The organism is Streptomyces sp. NPDC002853 (assembly GCF_053591915.1).
In genome coordinates this window covers 334,864-354,471 of sequence record NZ_JBSFUS010000003.1, presented here as the reverse complement: position 1 = coordinate 354,471, position 19,608 = coordinate 334,864, and the positions used below count along the sequence as shown (strand labels likewise).

The 19,608-nt window shown below is 70.8% G+C and carries 19 protein-coding genes; 16 read left to right on the top strand and 3 right to left on the bottom strand.

All coding sequences use genetic code 11. From position 1 onward, the window contains the following. Window positions 1-13 precede the first annotated feature (13 nt). From ACWD02_RS09535 to ACWD02_RS09500, 8 genes are all read left to right on the top strand, one after another. The gene (locus ACWD02_RS09535; RefSeq protein ID WP_451206651.1) at window positions 14-547 is read left to right on the top strand and encodes a SigE family RNA polymerase sigma factor; all 534 of its coding nucleotides are present in this window, start codon (window positions 14-16) and stop codon (window positions 545-547) included. Beyond that, the gene (locus ACWD02_RS09530; protein ID WP_451206648.1) at window positions 540-1,193 is read left to right on the top strand and encodes a hypothetical protein; all 654 of its coding nucleotides are present in this window, start codon (window positions 540-542) and stop codon (window positions 1,191-1,193) included. Before ACWD02_RS09535 ends, ACWD02_RS09530 begins: the two co-directional genes overlap by 8 nt. Beyond that, window positions 1,186-1,737, top strand: coding sequence for a GNAT family N-acetyltransferase (locus ACWD02_RS09525; RefSeq protein WP_451206645.1), 552 nt, complete (start codon window positions 1,186-1,188; stop codon window positions 1,735-1,737). The genes ACWD02_RS09530 and ACWD02_RS09525 overlap by 8 nt, the downstream gene beginning before the upstream one ends. Before the next feature lie 329 nt (window positions 1,738-2,066). Then, window positions 2,067-3,701: a peptide ABC transporter substrate-binding protein gene (locus ACWD02_RS09520; RefSeq protein ID WP_451206642.1), complete on the top strand. Its 1,635-nt coding sequence runs from the start codon at window positions 2,067-2,069 to the stop codon at window positions 3,699-3,701. A 68-nt stretch (window positions 3,702-3,769) separates the two neighbouring features. Continuing rightward, a complete protein-coding gene (locus ACWD02_RS09515) occupies window positions 3,770-4,693 on the top strand; it encodes an ABC transporter permease (protein WP_451206639.1) in 924 nt (307 codons plus the stop codon). After that, window positions 4,686-5,663: an ABC transporter permease gene (locus ACWD02_RS09510; protein ID WP_451206637.1), complete on the top strand. Its 978-nt coding sequence runs from the start codon at window positions 4,686-4,688 to the stop codon at window positions 5,661-5,663. Before ACWD02_RS09515 ends, ACWD02_RS09510 begins: the two co-directional genes overlap by 8 nt. A gap of 5 nt (window positions 5,664-5,668) precedes the next feature. Continuing rightward, window positions 5,669-6,715, top strand: a complete 1,047-nt coding sequence (locus ACWD02_RS09505) for an ABC transporter ATP-binding protein (RefSeq protein WP_451206634.1) — start codon at window positions 5,669-5,671, stop codon at window positions 6,713-6,715. A gap of 52 nt (window positions 6,716-6,767) precedes the next feature. Beyond that, complete coding sequence (locus ACWD02_RS09500; RefSeq protein WP_451207452.1) at window positions 6,768-7,841, top strand: ABC transporter ATP-binding protein; 1,074 nt, start codon at window positions 6,768-6,770, stop codon at window positions 7,839-7,841. A gap of 291 nt (window positions 7,842-8,132) precedes the next feature. On the opposite strand, the gene ACWD02_RS09495 is transcribed toward ACWD02_RS09500, so the two are convergent. Further along, window positions 8,133-10,310: a prolyl oligopeptidase family serine peptidase gene (locus ACWD02_RS09495; protein WP_451206631.1), complete on the bottom strand. Its 2,178-nt coding sequence runs from the start codon at window positions 10,308-10,310 to the stop codon at window positions 8,133-8,135. Window positions 10,311-10,459: 149 nt separating this feature from the next. Here ACWD02_RS09495 and ACWD02_RS09490 point away from each other — a divergent pair, with 149 nt between their 5' ends. The 8 genes from ACWD02_RS09490 (at window position 10,460) to ACWD02_RS09455 (ending at window position 18,183) form a co-directional block, all read left to right on the top strand. Further along, window positions 10,460-10,654 (top strand): hypothetical protein, encoded by a 195-nt coding sequence (locus tag ACWD02_RS09490; RefSeq protein ID WP_344521425.1) that lies wholly within the window; start codon window positions 10,460-10,462, stop codon window positions 10,652-10,654. A 31-nt stretch (window positions 10,655-10,685) separates the two neighbouring features. Next, window positions 10,686-11,615: an N-acetyl-1-D-myo-inositol-2-amino-2-deoxy-alpha-D-glucopyranoside deacetylase gene (gene mshB / locus ACWD02_RS09485; RefSeq protein WP_451206628.1), complete on the top strand. Its 930-nt coding sequence runs from the start codon at window positions 10,686-10,688 to the stop codon at window positions 11,613-11,615. Further along, a complete protein-coding gene (locus ACWD02_RS09480) occupies window positions 11,612-12,076 on the top strand; it encodes a DUF6113 family protein (protein WP_451206626.1) in 465 nt (154 codons plus the stop codon). Before mshB ends, ACWD02_RS09480 begins: the two co-directional genes overlap by 4 nt. Window positions 12,077-12,246: 170 nt before the next feature. Next, a complete protein-coding gene (locus ACWD02_RS09475; RefSeq protein ID WP_451206623.1) occupies window positions 12,247-14,448 on the top strand; it encodes a hypothetical protein in 2,202 nt (733 codons plus the stop codon). Between the two features lie 150 nt (window positions 14,449-14,598). Continuing rightward, window positions 14,599-15,579, top strand: a complete 981-nt coding sequence (locus tag ACWD02_RS09470; protein ID WP_451206620.1) for an ABC transporter ATP-binding protein — start codon at window positions 14,599-14,601, stop codon at window positions 15,577-15,579. Continuing rightward, on the top strand, window positions 15,573-16,307 hold the full coding sequence (locus ACWD02_RS09465) for an ABC transporter permease (RefSeq protein ID WP_451206617.1): 735 nt from the start codon (window positions 15,573-15,575) through the stop codon (window positions 16,305-16,307). The genes ACWD02_RS09470 and ACWD02_RS09465 overlap by 7 nt, the downstream gene beginning before the upstream one ends. Before the next feature lie 35 nt (window positions 16,308-16,342). Continuing rightward, window positions 16,343-17,557, top strand: coding sequence for a sensor histidine kinase (locus ACWD02_RS09460; protein ID WP_451207450.1), 1,215 nt, complete (start codon window positions 16,343-16,345; stop codon window positions 17,555-17,557). Next, window positions 17,554-18,183, top strand: coding sequence for a response regulator transcription factor (locus ACWD02_RS09455; RefSeq protein WP_363209087.1), 630 nt, complete (start codon window positions 17,554-17,556; stop codon window positions 18,181-18,183). Before ACWD02_RS09460 ends, ACWD02_RS09455 begins: the two co-directional genes overlap by 4 nt. Before the next feature lie 18 nt (window positions 18,184-18,201). Here the strand turns inward: ACWD02_RS09455 and ACWD02_RS09450 are convergent, their stop codons facing one another. Both ACWD02_RS09450 and ACWD02_RS09445 read right to left on the bottom strand, forming a co-directional pair. Then, a complete protein-coding gene (locus ACWD02_RS09450; protein WP_451206614.1) occupies window positions 18,202-19,044 on the bottom strand; it encodes a transglutaminase family protein in 843 nt (280 codons plus the stop codon). A 69-nt stretch (window positions 19,045-19,113) separates the two neighbouring features. Then, window positions 19,114-19,578, bottom strand: coding sequence for a DUF2000 family protein (locus ACWD02_RS09445; protein ID WP_451206612.1), 465 nt, complete (start codon window positions 19,576-19,578; stop codon window positions 19,114-19,116). Window positions 19,579-19,608: the final 30 nt, after the last annotated feature.

Below are 19,608 nucleotides of genomic sequence, written 5' to 3'. Positions count from 1 at the left end.
CGGACGGGGGACGATGACGAAACGGCCGGAAGGTGCGAAGCACGCCGCTGAGTTCGACGCGTTCTACGCCGCCACCGCGAAGAGAGTGGTCGCCACGGTCTACGCGATGACCGGCGATCTGGCGGAGGCGGAGGACGCGGTGCAGGAGGCGTATGTGCGGGCGTGGCAGCGGTGGGAGCGGCTGACGCGGGAGGGAGATCCGCTGCCGTGGGTCCGTACGGTGGCGTCCCGCCTGGCGATCAGTACCTGGCGCAGGACGCGGAACCGGCTGCGGGCGCAGCTCAGGCACGGCGTCGCGCCGGACGTCCCGGGGCTGTCCGCGGACCGGGTGGCCTTGCCGGCCGCTCTGCGTGAACTGCCGCCGCAGCAACGCCGGGCGGTGGTCCTGCATCACCTGCTCGACCTGCCCGTGGAACAGGTGGCCCGGGAGACGGGGGCGTCCAACGGGGCGGTCCGCACGCGGTTGAGCCGGGCCCGCAAGGCGCTGGGGGAGTGCCTGACCGACACGACAGCTTTCACCGCGGAAGGGGCGGGTCGCCATGGCTGAGGTCGAAGAACTGCTGAACGACGGCACGGTACGGATGCCGAGCGGTGCGGAGCTGCGGGCGAGGGGCGGGAGGCGGACGATGCGCAGGAGGGTCGCCGTGGCCGCGGCGGTCACGACGTTGGCGGCGGGGGCGGTGTGGGCGGTGCTTCCGGCGGGCGGGGAGGGCAGGGATGTGCGCCCCGCGGCCACGCCGACGAAGAACCCCTACATGGTGGGCGGTGTCGTACGCCTGCCGACGCCGGAACAGATGCCGCAGGCCGCTGAGTGGCACTGGAAGGGGTACGAGGAGGAGAACATGGCGGACCTCCCCCTGCCGAAGGTGGGCGATGACGACAGCTGCCCGGGCTCGTACTCGTACGCCGGGCGGAAGGAGCCGAACCAGATTCAGTACGGCACGCAGTACTACAGCGACAAGGGCGCCACGGCCAGGCAGCGTGTCACCGAGTACGACAGCGCGTCCGTCGCGGCGCAGGAGGTGACCCTCCTGCGCGAGGCACTGACGGAATGCGGCCTGCGGGAGCACACGGGAGGGTCTGCCCCCTACTGGTCCGGAACCACTGAGTCCTCCTCGCGGCTGCGCGTGAGCGTGGAGCGGTGGCGGGGCTGGGTGTCGGTGCTGGAGACGGAGGTGGACGGACGTGGCTGACGGGGTTCGCGGACTGCGCCCGTGGAGCGAGCGGGACGCCGTCGTCGTGCTCGACGCGTTCTCGGCGCCGGAGATGTCCCGGCAGTCCGATGAGCCGGTCGACTCCCGCGAGAGCGCCGTCCGCTGGATCGCGCGCCGGGAGGAGGAAGGTCGCGCCGGTACCGCGTACTCCTTCGCGGTGGTCGGCGGCGACGACGTCCCGCTGGGCAATGTCGCCGTGGGCGCGGTGAACCACGTCCACGCGACGGGCTGGGCGTCGTACTGGACGGCGCCGTCGGCGCGGGGGAGTGGCGTGGCGTCGTACGGGTGCGACGCGCTGGCCCGGTGGGCCTTCGGTGAGCTGGGCCTCTTCCGCCTCGAACTGGGCCACCGGGTCAACAACCCGGCGTCGTGCGGAGTGGCGCTGGCCGCGGGTTTCGTGGCGGAGGGCGTGCAGCGGCAGAAGCTCGCGTACGACGGAGTCCGCTACGACGTGGAGCTGCACGCACGGCTGGCATCCGACCAACCCGCCGCTCAGCCGTCGAGATTCCCCAGTTTTCCGTAGCGTCGGAACGCGGCGGTCTCCACGATCCACGGGCCGAACGGCCGGCGGTCATGTAGTGCTCGATGCCCACGGCGGGATACTCGGTCAGCTTCTCGCCGTAGGCGTTGTTCGGGTTGGACGGGGAGACGTCTCGACGACGGCAGGACCTGCGGCTGATTCCGGATGCGACGAACCGTGCCCTCTGCCTTCCCGTGATGCCATCCGGGGGTTTCCCGGTCCTACTGGCCCCGGAAAGCCCCCGTAGAGATGCGCTGAGCCATGCATTGCGGTGTATTTGGGCCTAAGTCAGACACAGGACGTCGGGCGCAGGCCTGAAAGGGAGGCTCTCCATGCGTGGAGCCACGCACGCCAAGTGGGCCGCATGTGCGGTGACCGTCGCGCTCGCGGCGACCGCCTGCGGTGGAGGCGGGGACAGCGGCGGTGGTGGCGGCGACGGCTCCGGGATCGTGGGGTCCTCCTGGGGTGATCCGCAGAACCCGCTGGAGCCCGCCAACACCAACGAGGTGCAGGGCGGCAAGGTGCTCGACATGCTCTTCCGGGGACTCATGCGGTACGACCCGAAGAGCGGCGAGGCGAAGAACATGGTCGCCGAGAAGATCGACACCAAGGACTCGCAGAACTTCACGGTGAAGATCAAGGACGGGTGGAAGTTCAGCAATGGTGAGGCCGTCACCGCGAAGTCCTTCGTCGACGCCTGGAACTACGGCGCGCATCTGAAGAACAACCAGAAGAACGCCTATTTCTTCGGGTACATCGAGGGGTACGAGGACGTTCATCCGGAGAAGGGTGACGCCAAGGCCGACACCCTCTCCGGGTTGAAGGTCGTCGACGACACCACCTTCACCGTCAAGCTCACGCAGAAGTTCTCCACCTGGCCCAAGACCCTCGGCTATCCGGCATTCGCGCCGCTGCCCAAGGCGTTCTACGACGACCACGACGCATGGCTCGCCAAGCCGGTCGGCAACGGCCCGTACACCGTGGACTCGTACGCCAAGGGATCCAAGATGTCCCTGCGGAAATGGGACGGGTACAGCGGTACGGACAAGGCGAAGAACGGCGGTGTGGATCTCAAGGTCTACACCGACAACAACACCGCCTACACGGACCTGATGGCGGGCAATCTCGACCTCGTCGACGACGTTCCCGCCTCGCAGCTCAAGAACGCCAAGAGTGACTTGGGTGACCGCTACATCAACACCCCCGCGGGGATCATCCAGACGCTCGCTTTCCCCTTCTACGACAGCAAGTGGTCCAAGGACGGGATGGAGAAGGTCCGCCAGGGGCTTTCCATGGCGATCAACCGCGAACAGATCACCGAGACCATCTTCCAGAAGACCCGCACCCCGGCCACCGACTGGACGTCCCCGGTGCTCGGCGAAGCCGGCGGCTACAAGTCCGGGCTCTGCGGCGACCCCTGCAAGTACGACGCGGACAAGGCGAAGAAGCTGATCGCGGACGGCGGCGGCATCCCCGGCGGCACGCTGAAGATCACGTACAACGCGGACACCGGCTCGCACAAGGAATGGGTCGACGCCGTCTGCAACTCCATCAACAAGGCACTCGGAAATGACAAGTCCTGTGTCGCGAGCCCGGTCGGCACCTTCGCCGACTTCCGCAGCAAGGCCTCCCAGCAGAAACTGGACGGCGCCTGGCGCGCGGGCTGGCAGATGGACTACCCGCTGATCCAGAACTTCCTGCAGCCGCTGTACTACACGGACGCCCCGTCGAACGACGGCAAGTGGTCCGACAAGAAATTCGACGAGCTCGTCGACAAGGCCAACGCCGAGACCGACACCGCGAAGGCCGTCTCCACCTTCCAGGACGCCGAAAAGGTCCTCGCCGAGCAGATGGCGGTCATTCCGCTCTGGTACCAGAACGGCAGCGCCGGCTATTCGGACAGGGTCTCCGACGTGGAGCTGAATCAGTTCAGCGTCCCGGTCTACAACGAGATCAAGGTCAGCTGAGGCCAGGGAGCGGTCATCCGGCGCGGCACCGCGCCGGATGACCGCTCCCGCTACTTCCGGAGCCCTCCATGGGACGTTATGTGATCCGGCGTCTGCTGCAGATGATCCCGGTCTTCTTCGGCGCCACACTGCTGATCTTCCTGATGGTGAACGTGATGGGCGACCCCGTCGCGGGCCTGTGCGGGGACCGAAAGTGCGACCCCGCGACAGCCACTCAGCTGAAGAAGGAGTTCGGCCTCGATAAGCCGGTGTGGCAGCAGTACGTGACCTACATGGGCAATGTCTTCACCGGCGACTTCGGTACCGCCTTCAACGGGCAGAAGGTCACCGAGCTGATGTCGACGGCCTTCCCCCTCACGATCCGCCTGACGCTCGTCGCGATCGTCTTCGAGATCGTCATCGGGATCTCGCTGGGTGTGGTGACAGGACTGCGGCGCGGGCGGCCCATCGACACCGTCGTCCTGCTCCTGACGCTCGTCGTCATCGCCATCCCCACCTTCGTCACCGGCCTGCTGCTCCAGCTGCTGCTCGGCGTCGAATGGGGCGTGATGAAACCCTCCGTCTCGTCGGAGGCACCCCTCAACGAACTCATCGTGCCGGGGCTCGTGCTCGCCTCGGTCTCCCTGGCGTACGTCACCCGGCTCACCCGGACCTCCATCGCCGAGAACCGCCGCGCCGACTACGTGCGCACGGCCATCGCGAAGGGACTGCCCAGGCGCCGCGTCATCACCCGGCACCTGCTGCGCAACTCACTCATCCCGGTGGTCACCTTCATCGGCACGGACATCGGCGCGCTGATGGGCGGCGCGATCGTCACCGAGCGGATCTTCAACATCCATGGTGTCGGATTCCAGCTCTATCAAGGGATTCTGCGGCAGAGCACCCAGACCGTCGTCGGCTTCGTGACCGTCCTCGTCCTGGTCTTCCTGGTGGCCAACCTGATCGTCGACCTGCTGTACGCCGTACTCGACCCGAGGATCCGCTATGCCTGAACCCCGAGAGCCAGACGGAGCCATCGCCCCGACCGGCGCGGGCGGCGCGATGGACCTCGCGGCGACCGAGGGGTCGACGCTGGAGAAGGCCCCCACGGGATCGGGCGGCCCCGGCCCCGCCGCCCCCGCCCGCAGCCTGTGGTCCGACGCCTGGCGCGAGCTGCGACGGAACCCGATCTTCATCATCTCCGCCCTCATCATCGTCTTCCTCGTCGTCATCGCGATCTGGCCGTCCCTGATCGCCTCCCGCAACCCGCTCGACTGCGACCTCGCCAACGCCCAGAAGAGCTCCACCGCCGGCCACCCCTTCGGCTTCGACGGACAGGGCTGCGACGTCTACACGCGGACCGTGTACGGGGCCCGCGCCTCGGTCACCGTCGGCGTCTGCGCCACGCTCGGCGTCGCGATCCTGGGCAGCGTCCTCGGCGGGCTCGCGGGCTTCTTCGGCGGGGTCTGGGACGCGATCCTCTCCCGCATCACCGACGTCTTCTTCGCCATCCCCGTCGTACTCGGCGGCCTGGTGCTCCTGTCGGTCGTCACCAGCAACACCGTCTGGCCGGTGATCGGCTTCATGGTCCTGCTCGGCTGGCCACAGCTCTCGCGCATCGCCCGCGGCTCCGTCATCACCGCCAAGCAGAACGACTACGTCCAGGCGGCCCGCGCCCTGGGCGCATCCAACTCGCGGATGCTGCTCCGGCACATCGCGCCGAACGCGGTCGCCCCGGTGATCGTGGTCGCCACCATCGCGCTCGGCACGTACATCGCCCTGGAGGCGACCCTCTCGTACCTCGGCGTGGGTCTGAAGCCGCCGACCGTGAGCTGGGGCATCGACATCTCGGCCGCCTCCCAGTACATCCGCAACGCCCCGCACATGCTGCTCTGGCCCGCCGGAGCCCTTGCGATCACCGTGCTCGCGTTCATCATGCTCGGCGACGCGGTGCGCGACGCCCTCGACCCGAAGCTGAGGTAGGCGCCATGGCAACCGTGGCATCAGAGGCGTCCGCATCCGATTCGCGCGGCGCGTCCAAACTGCTCGAAGTCCGCGACCTGCACGTGGAGTTCCGCACCAGGGACGGCGTAGCCAAGGCCGTCAACGGCGTCGACTACACCGTCAGCGAGGGCGAGACGCTCGCCGTGCTCGGCGAATCCGGCTCCGGCAAGTCCGTGACCGCGCAGGCCATCATGGGCATCCTCGACATGCCGCCCGGAAAGATCACCGGGGGAGAGATCCTCTTCAAGGGCCAGGACCTCCTCAAACTCAAGGCGGAGGAGCGGCGCAAGACACGCGGCGCCGGCATGGCGATGATCTTCCAGGACGCCCTGTCGTCGCTGAACCCCGTGGTCAGCGTCGGCCAGCAGCTCGGCGAGATGTACGTCGTCCACCAGGGGATGTCCCGCAAGGACGCCAGGGCCAAGGCCGTCGAGCTGATGGACCGGGTGCGGATCCCCGCAGCCAAGGAACGCGTCGGGCAGTATCCGCACCAGTTCAGCGGCGGCATGCGCCAGCGCATCATGATCGCCATGGCGATGGCGCTCGAACCCTCGCTGATCATCGCCGACGAACCGACCACCGCCCTGGACGTGACCGTGCAGGCCCAGGTGATGGAGCTCCTCGCCGAGCTCCAGCGCGAGCTGCACATGGGCCTGATCCTCATCACCCACGACCTGGGCGTCGTGGCGGACGTCGCCGACAACATCGCCGTCATGTACGCGGGCCGCATCGTCGAGAAGGCCCCCGTCCACGAGATCTACAAGGCCCCCGCGCACCCGTACACACGCGGTCTTCTGGAATCCATCCCCCGGCTCGACCAGAAGGGCCGGGAGCTCTACGCGATCAAGGGCCTGCCGCCCAACCTCATGAACATCCCGCCGGGTTGCGCCTTCAACCCCCGCTGCCCGATGGCTCAGGACGTCTGCAGGACCGATGTGCCGCCGCTCTACGAAGTGGCCTACGAAGGTCTGGCCGCCGATCGCCGGAGCGCCTGCCACTTCTGGAAGGAGACGCTCGATGCCTCATGGTGAGCACGTCAGCAAGAAGCAGCTGGAGGACGAGGGCGAGACCGCACGGCAGCTGATGCACAAGGCGCGGGCGGAGCACGAGTTCGCCGCGCACGGCTCGGCGTCGGGCCGCGAGCCGATCCTCCAGGTACGGGGCCTGGTCAAGCACTACCCGCTCACCCAGGGCATCGTCATCCGCAGGCAGATCGGCGCGGTCAAGGCCGTCGACGGCGTCGACTTCGACCTCGGCCACGGCGAGACGCTCGGCATCGTCGGGGAGTCGGGCTGCGGCAAGTCGACGGTCGCGAAGATGCTGGTGAACCTGGAGCGGCCGACGGCGGGCGAGATCCGCTACAAGGGCGAGGACATCAGCAAGCTGTCCGGGCGCGCGCTGAAGGCCGTGCGGCGCAACATCCAGATGGTCTTCCAGGACCCCTACACGTCGCTGAATCCCCGCATGACGGTCGGCGACATCATCGGGGAGCCGTACGAGATCCATCCCGAGGTCGCGCCCAAGGGCTCGCGGCGGCAGAAGGTGCGGGAACTCCTCGACGTGGTCGGGCTGAACCCCGAGTACATCAACCGCTACCCGCACCAGTTCTCGGGCGGTCAGCGGCAGCGCATCGGGATCGCGCGGGGTCTTGCGCTGCGGCCCGAGATCATCGTGGCGGACGAGCCGGTGTCGGCGCTGGACGTCTCGGTCCAGGCGCAGGTGGTGAACCTCCTGGACCAGCTCCAGAACGACTTCGACCTGTCGTACGTGTTCATCGCGCACGACCTGTCGATCGTGCGGCACATCTCCGACCGGGTCGGCGTGATGTACCTGGGGCGGATCGTCGAGATCGGCTCCGACCAGGAGATCTACGAGCATCCGACGCATCCGTACACGCAGGCGCTGCTCTCGGCCGTGCCGGTGCCCGATCCCGAGGCGCGGGAGCATCGGGAGCGGATCATCCTGGCGGGCGACGTGCCCTCGCCCGCCAACCCGCCCTCGGGGTGCCGCTTTCGCACGCGGTGCTGGAAGGCGCGGGAGCGGTGTGCGCTCGAGGTACCGCTGCTGGCCGTTCCGGCGGAGTTCCGCGGCGTCTCGGGCCCGGCCGCCCATGACTCGGCGTGCCACTTCGCCGAGGAGAAACAGGTGGTGCCGTAGGGGTGGGTTCGAGCGTTCCCTGCGGGGCAATCCCCCATCCCACCCCTTCCCGAAACCATGGGGCTCCGCCCCCTGGACCCCCAGATCGCCCTCCGGGCTCTGTCCTCAAACGGACAAGGCCCCCGCGCCGAGCGGGTTTTCGGGAAGGGGCGGGGTTGGGGAAAGAAACATGAGGGCAACCCCACCGACCCGGCACCGCCATACGCCCGCGGCAGGCTGAGCCTCGTACGGCCGTGCGGGTGCCGTAGGTCGGCCGGGGCAAGCCATGACGCCCCGGCCGATCGCCCCGCGCTAGGACAGCCCCAGCGACCGCTTCAGGAAGTCCACCTGAAGCAGCAGCAAGTTCTCCGCCACCTGTTCCTGCGGAGTCATGTGCGTCACCCCGGAGAGCGGAAGAACCTCATGCGGCCGCCCCGCGGCAAGCAGCGCCGACGAGAGCCGCAACGCATGCGCCACGACCACGTTGTCGTCCGCGAGGCCGTGCACGATCATCAGCGGCCGGTGCGGGTCCTCCGGCGCCACCAGGCCCTCCTCGGTGACGAGGGAGCTCAGTGCGTAGGGAGCCGGGTCCGCGCCCGGATCGCCCAGGTAGCGCTCCGTGTAGTGCGTGTCGTACAGCTGCCAGTCCGTCACCGGCGCCCCCGCGATCCCCGCGTGGAAGACATCGGGGCGGCGAAGGACCGCCAGCCCGGCGAGGTAACCGCCGTAGGACCAGCCCCGGATGGCGACCCGGTCCAGGTCGAGGGGGAACGAGGCGGCGAGCCCCTGGAGCGCGTCCACCTGGTCGTCCAGGGTGAGGGTGAAGTCCCGCCGGATCGCCTTCTCCCAGGCGGGGGAGCGGCCCGGAGTGCCCCGGCCGTCGGCGACGACCACCGCGAAACCCTGATCGGCGAACCACTGGGACGTGAGGTACGGGTTGTGGGCGGCGAGGACCCGCTGACCGTGCGGGCCGCCGTACGGATCGAGGAGCACGGGCAGCGGGCCCGAACCCTCCTCGTAGCCCGTGGGGAGCAGGACGGCGCACGGGATCTTGCGTGCGCCCCCCTCGGTCAGCGTCACGCGCGGGGTGAGCTCCGGATGCCGAGCGTACGAGGCGACGGTAGCCACCTGCTTGCCGTCGCGCAGTACCTGGACGCGTGCGCCCGGCTGGTCGAGCGTGGCCGTCACGAGGACGGTGAGGCCTCCCGAGCGCACCGCCGAGTGCACCCCGGGTTCGCTGGAGACGCGCTCGACGCCCAGTTCGTTGACCCGGTAGACGTGCACCTCGCCGGTCTCGGGGGCCGCCGCGGCCGCACCCGCCGACGCCGAGATCAGCACGTCGTCGTCCGCCACGTCCAGCACCGCGCGGACGTGCAGCGGCGGCCCCGTCAGGGGGCGTTCGCCCACCGCAAGCACCCGCGCGCCGCCCTCGTCCACGATCCGCACGAGGCGACCGCTGGGCGACCAGGAGGGGGCGCCGGGGAAGAGTTCGAGCCACTGCGGGTCCTCTTCCGCGTGCACCATGCGGGTCGAGCCGTCGTCCGGGTCCACCGCCAGGTAGAGCTGGCTGAGCTGGTCACGGGACTGGACGAGGAGCAGCGGCGCACCGGCCGACGACCAGTGCACGCGCGCCAGGTAGGGGTAGCGGGCGCGGTCCCACATCACCTCGGTGCGGGCGCCGTCCAGGGTCACGACGAAGAGGCGTACGTCCGCGTTGGCGGTGCCCGCAGCCGGGTACGCGACCCGCGCGGGCTCCGTCTCCGGGTGCGCGGGATCGGCGATCCACCAGCGCCGGACGGGGGCGTCGTCGGCGCGTGCGACAAGGAGCCGGTCCGACTCCGGCGACCACCAGAAGCCCCGCGAACGCTGCATCTCCTCGGCCGCGATGAACTCCGCGAGGCCGTACGTCACGGTCTCCTTCTCGACGGAGTCGGGCTCCGGCGCCACCAGCGCCCGGTCGCCGTCCCCGTCGGCGCCCGTCACCCGCAGGGCGCCCCCGGCGACGTACGCGATGTGCCGGCCGTCGGGCGAGGGGCGCGGGTCGATCACCGGTGCGGGGGCGGGCAGTTCGCGCGCCGTGCCCACGCGCAGCTCCGCGGCGAAGAGCCGCCCGGACAGGGCGAAGGCGGCCAGCTCCACCGCCGCGTCCGTCGCATAACCCACGATGCCCGCGCCGCCCTCGCGGCTGCGCTCACGGCGGGCCCGCTCCGCGGCGGAGAGGCGCTCGGCCGCGCCCTTCAGCAGGGCCTCGGGGTCGGCCGCGACGCGCTCGGTGGCGCCGTCCGCCAGGTCCAGGACCCAGAGTTGGTTCGCCCGGTCCGTGCCGGACGGCGAGCGCAGGAAGGCGACGCGTGACCCGTCCGGCGCCACCGTGAACGCGCGGGGCGCACCGAGAGTGAAGCGTTGCGTGCGGGCGTGCAGGCGAGGGAAGGAGAGCCGCTGCGCGTGACTCTCGGCGGGCCCGGCGGTTCCGGGCGTCTCGGTGGTCATCCCCCGAGCCTATGGGGCATGCGCCCCCTTGTGCTGCCGTGCTCCGACTCATGCGGACCCACGGATAGTTATGATCCGTAGCGCTTAGTGGGTATGTACCTGCTGGCGTCCGCACTGGTGCAGGGTCTGGGACTTGGAGGTGAGCCGCCGTGGCACTCTCGATTTCGGCGGTGGTGCTGCTGGCGATCATTGTCTTCTTGCTGGTCAAGAAGTCAGGGTTGAAAGCGGGCCACATGATCGTCTGTGTCTTGCTCGGCTTCTATCTGGCGAGTTCCTCCATCGCCCCGACGATCAACGAACTGACGACGAACGTGGCGGGGATGATCGGCGACATCAAGTTCTGATCATCGCGCGGGGTGCTCGTAGGGTGGTCCCATGACGGAACTGCCCGCCCGGCGTCTGCTGCTCGTGCACGCGCACCCCGACGACGAGTCGATCAACAATGGCGCGACGATGGCCAAGTACGTGGCCGAAGGCGCCCATGTCACGTTGGTGACGTGCACGCTGGGCGAGGAGGGCGAGGTCATCCCGCCCGGCCTCGCCCATCTCGCGCCCGACCGCGAGGACGCGCTCGGCCCGCAGCGCATCGGCGAGCTGGCCGCCGCGATGAAGCAGCTCGGCGTCGCCGACCACCGCTTCCTCGGCGGCACCGGCCGCTACCGCGACTCCGGGATGATGGGCGTCGAGCAGAACCACCGCACGGGCGCCTTCTGGTCCGCCGATCTGGACGCCGCCGCCGCGCACCTCGTCGAGGTGATCCGCGAGGTGCGGCCCCAGGTGCTCGTGACGTACGACCCGGACGGCGGGTACGGCCACCCCGATCACATCCAGGCGCACCGCGTCGCGATGCGCGCCGCGGACCTCGCGGCCGAGAGCGCCTTCCGCGCGGATCTTGGCGAACCTCACACCATTGCCAAGATCTACTGGAACCGTGCGCCGCGCTCCGTCGTCGAAGAACGGTTCCGGTGGATGGAGGGGGCCCTGCGGCACTCACCGTTCACGACCCCCGGCGTGGTCGCGGACGTGCCCGGCGTGACGGACGACGAGCGGATCACGACGGAGATCGACGGGACCGCCTTCGCCCCGGCGAAGGCGGCGGCCATGCGCGCGCACGCCACGCAGATCGAGGTGCAGGGGCCGCTCTTCGTCCTGTCGAACGGGCTCGCGCAGCCGATCTTCGATGTGGAGTACTACGAGTTGGTGCGAGGAGGAAGCGGTGCGATGGACGGCGAACGTGAGACCGATCTGTTCGCGGGGCTCGCTGACGCGGGGCTCGAAGGGCCCGAAGGGGTGACGGCGCCATGAGTACTCGTTCGCGTGCCACGTCGGCATCGTCACCGGCTTCCGGTTCGTCGTCCGCCGCGTCCCCGCCGGGCGGCAGCGCCCTCGCGCAGCCGCTGAACCCCGGCCGCGTCGCCTCGTACGGAGGCCTCTTCGTGCTGGGAGCGGTCGTCGGCGCCGCGGGCGCCCTCGTCCAAGGAGGCTGGTTCCCGGGCGGGTTGCTGCTCGCGCTCCTCGGGGCCGCGGGGCTCTTCCACGGCGGGGTGCGTGCCGTCGGCACCAGAGCGGGGGCGGTGGCGCCGGCGGCGGGCTGGCTCGTCTCCGTCATGCTGCTCACGGCCAGCCGGCCCGAGGGGGACTTCCTCTTCGGGGCGGGAATCGGCTCGTATGCCTACTTGCTGGGCGGGATGGCGGTTGCTGTGATGTGTGCCACCCTCGGGCAGCGACCGCAACCAGGCGGGCCCGCCGCCCGACTTGGCAAGTGACGTACCACTTCAACCCGTGTCCCGCACGGGTTTGACGGCGGTCACAGGATGAGTGCCGACGGCGGCCAGTATGGTGGTGCGCGCCGCCGAGCCTCCCCCAGCCTCCGGCCGGAGGGAATTCCCCTCCGCGCGGGGAGCACGGGCGGCGGAGCCAACCGGGAGAACCTGCCTTGAGTCGTGAAACTGACAGTTCGTCCTCCGGGCCCCAGGGGCGCGGTGGAGCCGCTTACCCCTCGGGTACGCCGCCGTACGGCTCGCCCGCGCAGGGTGCCGCGTCGGACGGCGCCGTGGACGGCGCGCAGCGGCAGGCCGCCGACGAGCGGCCCGACGAGCCCAAGACCGAGACCACGCTGACCACGCGTATCCGGATCAACATCCCCGGGTCGCGGCCCATCCCACCGGTCGTCATGCGCACGCCCGTCGGGGACAGTGACGCCGGCGCGTCACGTCCGCTGGACGGCGGCCGCGCCGCGGCCGACGCCGGGGACGGCGCCGGACGCCAGGGGTCCGCGAACGGCGCGGGCGGCCCCGGTTCCGCCGGGCTTCCGGCATCGGGCTCCGCACCCGCGGGGCCCGCGGCCGCCGGGCCCTCGTCGCCCTCCGCTCCGGCGGAGGAGAAGACGAGCGACTGGTTCGCGCCACGCAAGAGCGGACCGGCGACCGGCGGTAACCCCGCGCCCGGCAGCGGTACGGCGGGGAACACCGCGCCCGGCAGCGGCAATTCGGGGGGCAACGGCTCCGGTACGGGCTCCTTCGACGTGTCCGGCGCCGTGGCGGCGGGTCCGCTCGGCACGGGCGCGCCGCAGGGCGGCGACCCGCAGCGCGGGGACCTGCCGTACTTCTCCGGAAGCGGTGCGGGCGAGGGCGGCCGTGGTCCTTCCGGGCCGACCGGCGGACCCGTGACCGGCGAAGGACCGCTGGCGCCGAAGCCCGCCGATCCGTCCCACCCGGCGAACCAGGCCAACCCGGCGGGCAGGGCGAACCCGATGGCGAACCCGCTGGCGGCGCCCAATCAGGGTGGACCGGGCAATCCCGGCAACCCGGGCAATCGGCCCAACCCGGCCAATCCCGCGGCCCGTTCGGGCGCGGGCGCCGGTGCCCCCGTGAGGAGCGACGACACCGCCATCCTCACGCCGCAGAAGGCGGGCCCGGTCCAGGGCCCCGGCGGCGGCCCGCGGCCCCCCGCCGCGGGCGGTCCGGTCCCCGGCGGCCCCGGCTCCATCCCGGGCGGCCCGAGCGCACCCTCGCCCGGGACCAACGTCTCCGGCGACACCCTGACGAGCGGCATCCCCGTGGTGCCGCCCGCGCAGAACTCGCCGTTCGCCACGGCCCCGCAGACCGACGGGCCCGTGCCGCACACCCCGCCCAAGCTGCCCGAGCCGGTGCAGCCGAACGTGCCCGTCGCCGCGGCCGCGCCCAAGAAGAAGGGGCGCAACAAGCTCGTCCTGGTGGCCGTCGCCGTGGTCGTCGTGGCCTGCGGGGCGTACGGCGCAGGGCTGTTGATGAACCACGCGGACGTGCCCAAGGGCACCACCGCGCTCGGCGTCGACATCGGCGGCGGCACGCGCGACGAGGCCGTCAAGAAGCTCGACGCTCAGATCGGCGAGCGCGTCGCCAAGCCCCTGAAGTTGTCGGTCGACGGCGAGGCGGTCCCGCTCAGCCCGGACCAGGCGGGCCTGACCCTGGACAGCCAGGCGACCGTCCGCGAGGCCGCGGGCAGCGACTACAACCCCGTCTCGGTGATCGGTTCGCTCTTCGGCGGCGCGCGCGTCGCCGAGCCGGTCATGCCCGTGGACGAGGAGAAGCTGGCGGCCGCCCTGGAGCGCGCCGCGGGCGGCTCGGGCTCGGCCAAGGAGGGCTCGGTCAAGTTCGTGCCCGGCAAGGCCGTCCCGGTGTACGGCAAGGCGGGCAAGGGCATCGACGTCGCCGCGTCGACCACGGCCGTGTCGGAGGCGTACAAGAGGCAGGTCGAGACCGGCAGCGCCGGCACCGTCGAGCTGCCCGTCACGACCCGCAAGCCGACCGTGCCGAACGCCGAGGTCGACAAGTTCATGACGCGCTTCGCGAAGCCCGCCATGTCGGCCAACGTCACGATCAAGGCGGGCAACGCGTCGATCCCGTTCGGCCCGGCGAGGTCGCTGCCGAAGGTGCTCGAGACGAAGGTGCTCAAGAACGGCACGCTGCAGGTGCACTACAACACCGTCGAGCTCAAGAAGCTCTACGGCAACGTCTTCGACGGCATCCTGATCCAGCGCGGCAACGGCGACAAGACGCCGGTCCAGCCGACGGACGTGGCCGCCGCGATGAACAAGGCGCTGATCGGCAAGACGCCTGCGGAGCGGATCGGCGTGATCGAGACCAACGCGAGCTGATCCCCGTACGCACCCGGAGGCCGGGCGGCTCACGTCAGTGATCCGCCCGGCCTCCGGCATGAACGAGCGCGACGGCATGACATCCGTCATCCCGAACCCGGCACACACGACACTGCCGCCGCCCACCATGCCTTGGCGACGATGGATCACATGAACGCAGTGAGTTCCACAGCGGTGGCAGCGGTGGCATCGGTGCCGGCGGTGAGCTTCCGCCAGGTGACCAAGGCATACGGGGACGTCCGGGCCGTCGACGACCTCACGCTCGATCTCCACCCCGGCGAGACCGTCGCCCTCCTCGGGCCGAACGGCGCGGGCAAGTCCTCCACGCTCGACCTGCTCCTCGGCCTGAGCGAGGCGGACAGCGGCACCGTGCGGGTCTTCGGCACGAGCCCGCGCGAGGCGATCACCGCGGGCCGGGTCGGCGCGATGCTGCAGAGCGGCGGCCTGATGGCGGAGGTCACCGTCCGCGAGCTGGTGCGGCTCGCCTGCGACCTGCACCCGAGGCCGCACCGAGCGGACGACGTGCTGGCCGCCGCGGGCCTCGCCCAGCTCGCCGACCGGAAGGTCGACAAGCTCTCCGGTGGCCAGGAACAGCGTGTGCGATTCGCACTCGCGACCGCTGGTGCGAACGACCTGATCGTCCTCGACGAGCCGACCACCGGCATGGACGTCACCGCGCGCCAGGCCTTCTGGGCGACCATGCGCGAGCAGGCCGACCGAGGGCGCACGGTCCTGTTCGCCACGCACTACCTGGAGGAGGCCGACGCGATCGCGGACCGGGTCCTCGTCCTGCGTCGCGGCCGACTCCTCGCCGACGGCACGGCCGCCGAGATCAAGGCGAGGGCCGGGGCGCGGCGGGTCTCCTTCGACCTCCCCGAGCTGGACGCCGTACTCGCGGAGAAGCTCGGCGCCCTGCCGTTCCTCACCGCGGTGGAGGTCTCCGGCCACTCCGTACGCCTGCGGTCGACGGACGCCGACGCCACCGTGCACGCGCTCTACGCGCTCGGTCTTTACCCCCGCAACCTTGAGGTCGCGGGTCTCGGCCTGGAGCAGGCCTTCATGGCGATCACCGCCGCCGAGGAAGCCAGGAAAGAAGCCAAGGAAGCCAAGAAGGAGGCCGGGGCATGCTGATCAAGCTGGAGATCATCCGCGCCCTGCGGAACAAGAAGTTCCTGTTCTTCTCGGTGATCTACCCGTCGATGCTCTTCCTGATCATCGCGGGCGGTCAGGACAGCAAGGAGATGGTGGGCGACACAGGGCTCGCGCTGCCCGCCTTCTTCATGGTGTCGATGGCCTCGTTCGGCGCCCTCACCGCCGTCCTCATGGGCAACAGCGAGCGCATCGCCAAGGAGCGCGAGAGCGGCTGGGTACGCCAGCTGCGCCTGACGAGCCTGCCGGGGCGCGGCTACGTCATCGCGAAGACCGCGAGTGCCGCCGTGGTCAGCCTGCCGTCGATCGTCGTGGTGTTCGTGGTCGCGGCGGCCGTCAAGGACGTACGCCTCGAAGCCTGGCAGTGGCTCGCCCTGACCGGCGCGATCTGGGCCGGCAGCCTCTGCTTCGCCGCCCTCGGCGTGGCCATCGGCTATCTCGCGACCGGCGACGCCGTGCGTCCGATCACGATGATCGTGTACTTCGGGCTCTCCGTGCTCGGCGGCCTGTGGATGCCCACGGCGACCTTCCCGGGGTGGCTGAGCGACGTCGCGACCTGGCTGCCGACCCATGCGTACGCTGCCCTCGGACAGGCCATCGAACTGGGTGAGGCCCCGCACGCGCAGGACGTCCTGCTCCTCGTCGGGTACTTCGTCCTCTTCGCGGGCGGCGCGGCATGGCTGTACCGGAAGGACACCTCGAAGGCGTGAACGGCACCGATGGCTGCACCGAGCAGGACCACCCGCTGGACAGCTTCGCGCGGCCGGGGCGCGACCGCCGCCAGTGGCTGACGAAGGCGCTGTGGATCGGCATCTGGCTGGTCTTCCTGGCCAGTCCGGTGGAGGACCTGGTGGGCGGCGAGCACGACGGCACGGCCACCGTGCTCGGCAGCCTCGGCCTGGCCGCGTTCGTGGTCTGCTATCTGTCCCTGGTCTTCCGGTACACCGCCAGGGTGCTCGACTGGCGCCCGGTGCAGGTGTCGTTCGTGGGGCTGCTCGCGCTGGCCGTGATCCTGTCGTTCTCCTTCGGCAAGCCCTGGCTGGGGCTCTTCGTGTACGTCTCCGTGTCCGCGGGCGCCGTGCTGCCGCTGCGCCACGCGGCGTGGGTCATCCCGGCCGTCACCGGCGTCATGATCCTGATCGGCCTGCGCACCGACAGCGTCGCGGACCTGCTCGGCAGCCTCGCGGTGCTCACCGTCCTGGTCGGCTTCGCGATGACCGGGGTCCGCCAGCTGGTGCGTACGACGATCGAGCTGCGCCAGGCGCGGGCCACCGTCGCCCAACTGGCGGCGAACGAGGAGCGGTTGCGGCTCGCCCGTGATCTGCACGACCTCCTCGGCCACTCGCTCTCCCTCATCACCCTGAAGAGCGAGCTGGCCGGGCGCATGCTCCCGGCCCACCCCGACAAGGCCGCCCAGCAGGTGGCGGACATCGAGCAGGTCAGCCGCCAGGCCCTGGTGGACGTGCGCGAGGCGGTCTCCGGCTACCGGAGGCGGACCCTCGCCGGTGAGCTCGCGGGCGCGCGCACGGCGCTGACCGCCGCCGGTGTCGAGGCCGACGTACCGCTCGAGGTGCCCGTCGTGCTGCCGGGTGAGCAAGGGGAGACGGCGCTGGCCTGGGCGCTGCGCGAGGCGGTGACGAATGTCGTGCGGCACAGCGGTGCGCGCCGCTGCACGGTGGCGTTCACCGCACGGCACACCCTCGACGGGCCGGTGGTCGAGCTGACGGTGGAGGACGACGGCAGGGGCGGTTCCGGCGCCGCCCAGGGCAATGGTCTGGCGGGCCTGACCGAGCGCGTGGAGTCGGTCGGCGGCGTCCTGGACGTGGGACCGGGCGCGCGCAGGGGCTTCCGGCTCACGGCCAGGGTGCCGCTGGAGCCGGCGGCGCGGCCGGACAAGGGTGAGGGCGACGGCACCGGCGGGCTGCCTCCGGGATCTTCGGCCCTAGGATCCTCCGCATGAGTACGAACAGTGCGGGGCCCGCCGTCAGGGTCCTCCTCGCCGAGGACCAGTCGATGGTCCGCGAGGCGCTGGCCGCGCTGCTCGGCCTGGAGCCGGACATCGAGGTGGTCGCCCAGGTGGCCCGAGGCGACGAGGTGCTCGCGGCGGCGCGCGAGCACGCGGTGGACGTGGCGCTCCTCGACATCGAGATGCCCGGCCGCACGGGCATCGAGGCGGCGGCCGAACTCCACGCGGAGCTGCCGGAGTTGAAGATCGTGGTCCTCACCACCTTCGGCCGCCCCGGCTATCTCCGCAGCGCCATGGAGGCAGGCGCCGACGCCTTCCTGGTCAAGGACGCGCCAGCGGCCCAGCTCGCCGACGCGGTCCGCAAGGTCCTCGCGGGGGAGCGGGTCATCGACCCCACGCTCGCGGCGGCCGCGCTCGCCGGAGGCGCGAACCCGCTGACCGACCGCGAGCGCGAGATCCTGCGCGCGGCGGCCGACGGCGCCACCAACGCCGAGCTGGCCACGGCCCTGCATCTCTCCGCGGGCACGGTCCGCAACTACCTCTCTACGGCCATCCAGAAACTCGCCGTACGCAACCGCGCCGAGGCGGTCAAGGTGGCCCGCGACAAGGGGTGGCTCTGAACTGCCGCTTCTGAAAATTCAGTTGAGCATCGCCCGCGCGCCGTGTGCCTCCTGGCGCAGCCGTACCGCGGCTGCCTCGTCCGTCGCCGCCAGGACGTCGGCGTACGTCTCGATCTCCAGGGCGCCAGTCAGGAAGTCGCCGCGTTGGACGAGGAGTTGCGCGCGGTCGTAGTGCAGCCGGTCGGAGTGCTCGGGCAGCAGCAGGGAGAGTTCAACCGCCCAGAGCGCGACGTCCGAACGCTCGGGCCGGGCCGCCGCCCACGCGCGGATGTTGTTGAGGACGCGCAGGACGATGTCCAGGGGCCCGGCGGGGCTCAGCATCGACGGCACGAGCGGCGCGCCCGTGGCCCCGGCGACCAGCAACTCCGCGTCCATGGGCGTCAGTACGTCGCCACCCGCGAAGGGATTGGCGAGTACCTGCTCGTCGTGGGCGCCGAAGCCGACCACGAAGTGGCCGGGCAGGGCCACCCCGTGGACGGGTACGCCCGCACGGCGGGCGACCTCGATCCACACCACCGAGAGCAGGATGGGCAGGCCTCTGCGCCGTCGGAGCACCTCGTGCAGCAGCGCGGACCGGAGGTGCTGGTAGTCGCCGGGCCTGCCCTTGAACCCGTAGCGCGCGCCGAGCAGTTCGGCGAGCGCGAGCGCCCAGGGCCGGGGGTCGTCGGCCTTGTCGGGCAGCCGCTCGGCCAGCTGGTCGGCGAGGCGGTCGAGGATGCGCCGCGCCGCGCGCATGCCCGTGTCATCGAGGTCCGGGTCCGCCTCCGCGCCGATCAGCAGGCACAGCAGCGCGAGATCGGGCCGCGCCGACCGTGCCTGATCGGCGAAGAGGCGTCGCCGCTCGGGGGATTGGGGGTGCATAGGAGCTTCGTGCCCTGCCGGGCCGATCGATAGCGCTCCGATCTCACCCCTTGGTTCTGCCCCCGTCGGTCAAGGGTGCATCCGCGCCCCTTTGAGGACCTTGTCGACCGCGTTGCGCGGACCGTGCACGAGGAGTCCGACCAGGTCGAGCTGATCCGTCGGCACGGCGCGCACCGCGGCCCGGTTGTCCCGGTCGTTGCCGGTGGTGAACAGGTCGGACGTGAACACCGCCCTCGGCAGCGAACGCGAGAGGGCGCGGCGGTGCGCGGCGCCCACGGTCTCCTTCGACCCCTCGAAGACCAGGACGGGCTGGCGGATCATCGGCAGGTAGGGGGTGCCGTCGGCGTCCTCGTACGGTTCGCCGATCACCTCGGGCGCCGCCGTGCCGAGCCCGCTGACCAGGAACGCGGTCACGTTGAGGCGCTGCCAGGGCTCCAGGTTGTCACGGAGCAGGACGGCGATCTTCGTGTCGAAGCGGACGGGGGCCTCGCCCGTGGTCGCGGCGGCGGTGTCTGTCTCAGCGGTGGTTCTCATGCATTGAGACTGCCGAGTGGACGGCCGGCA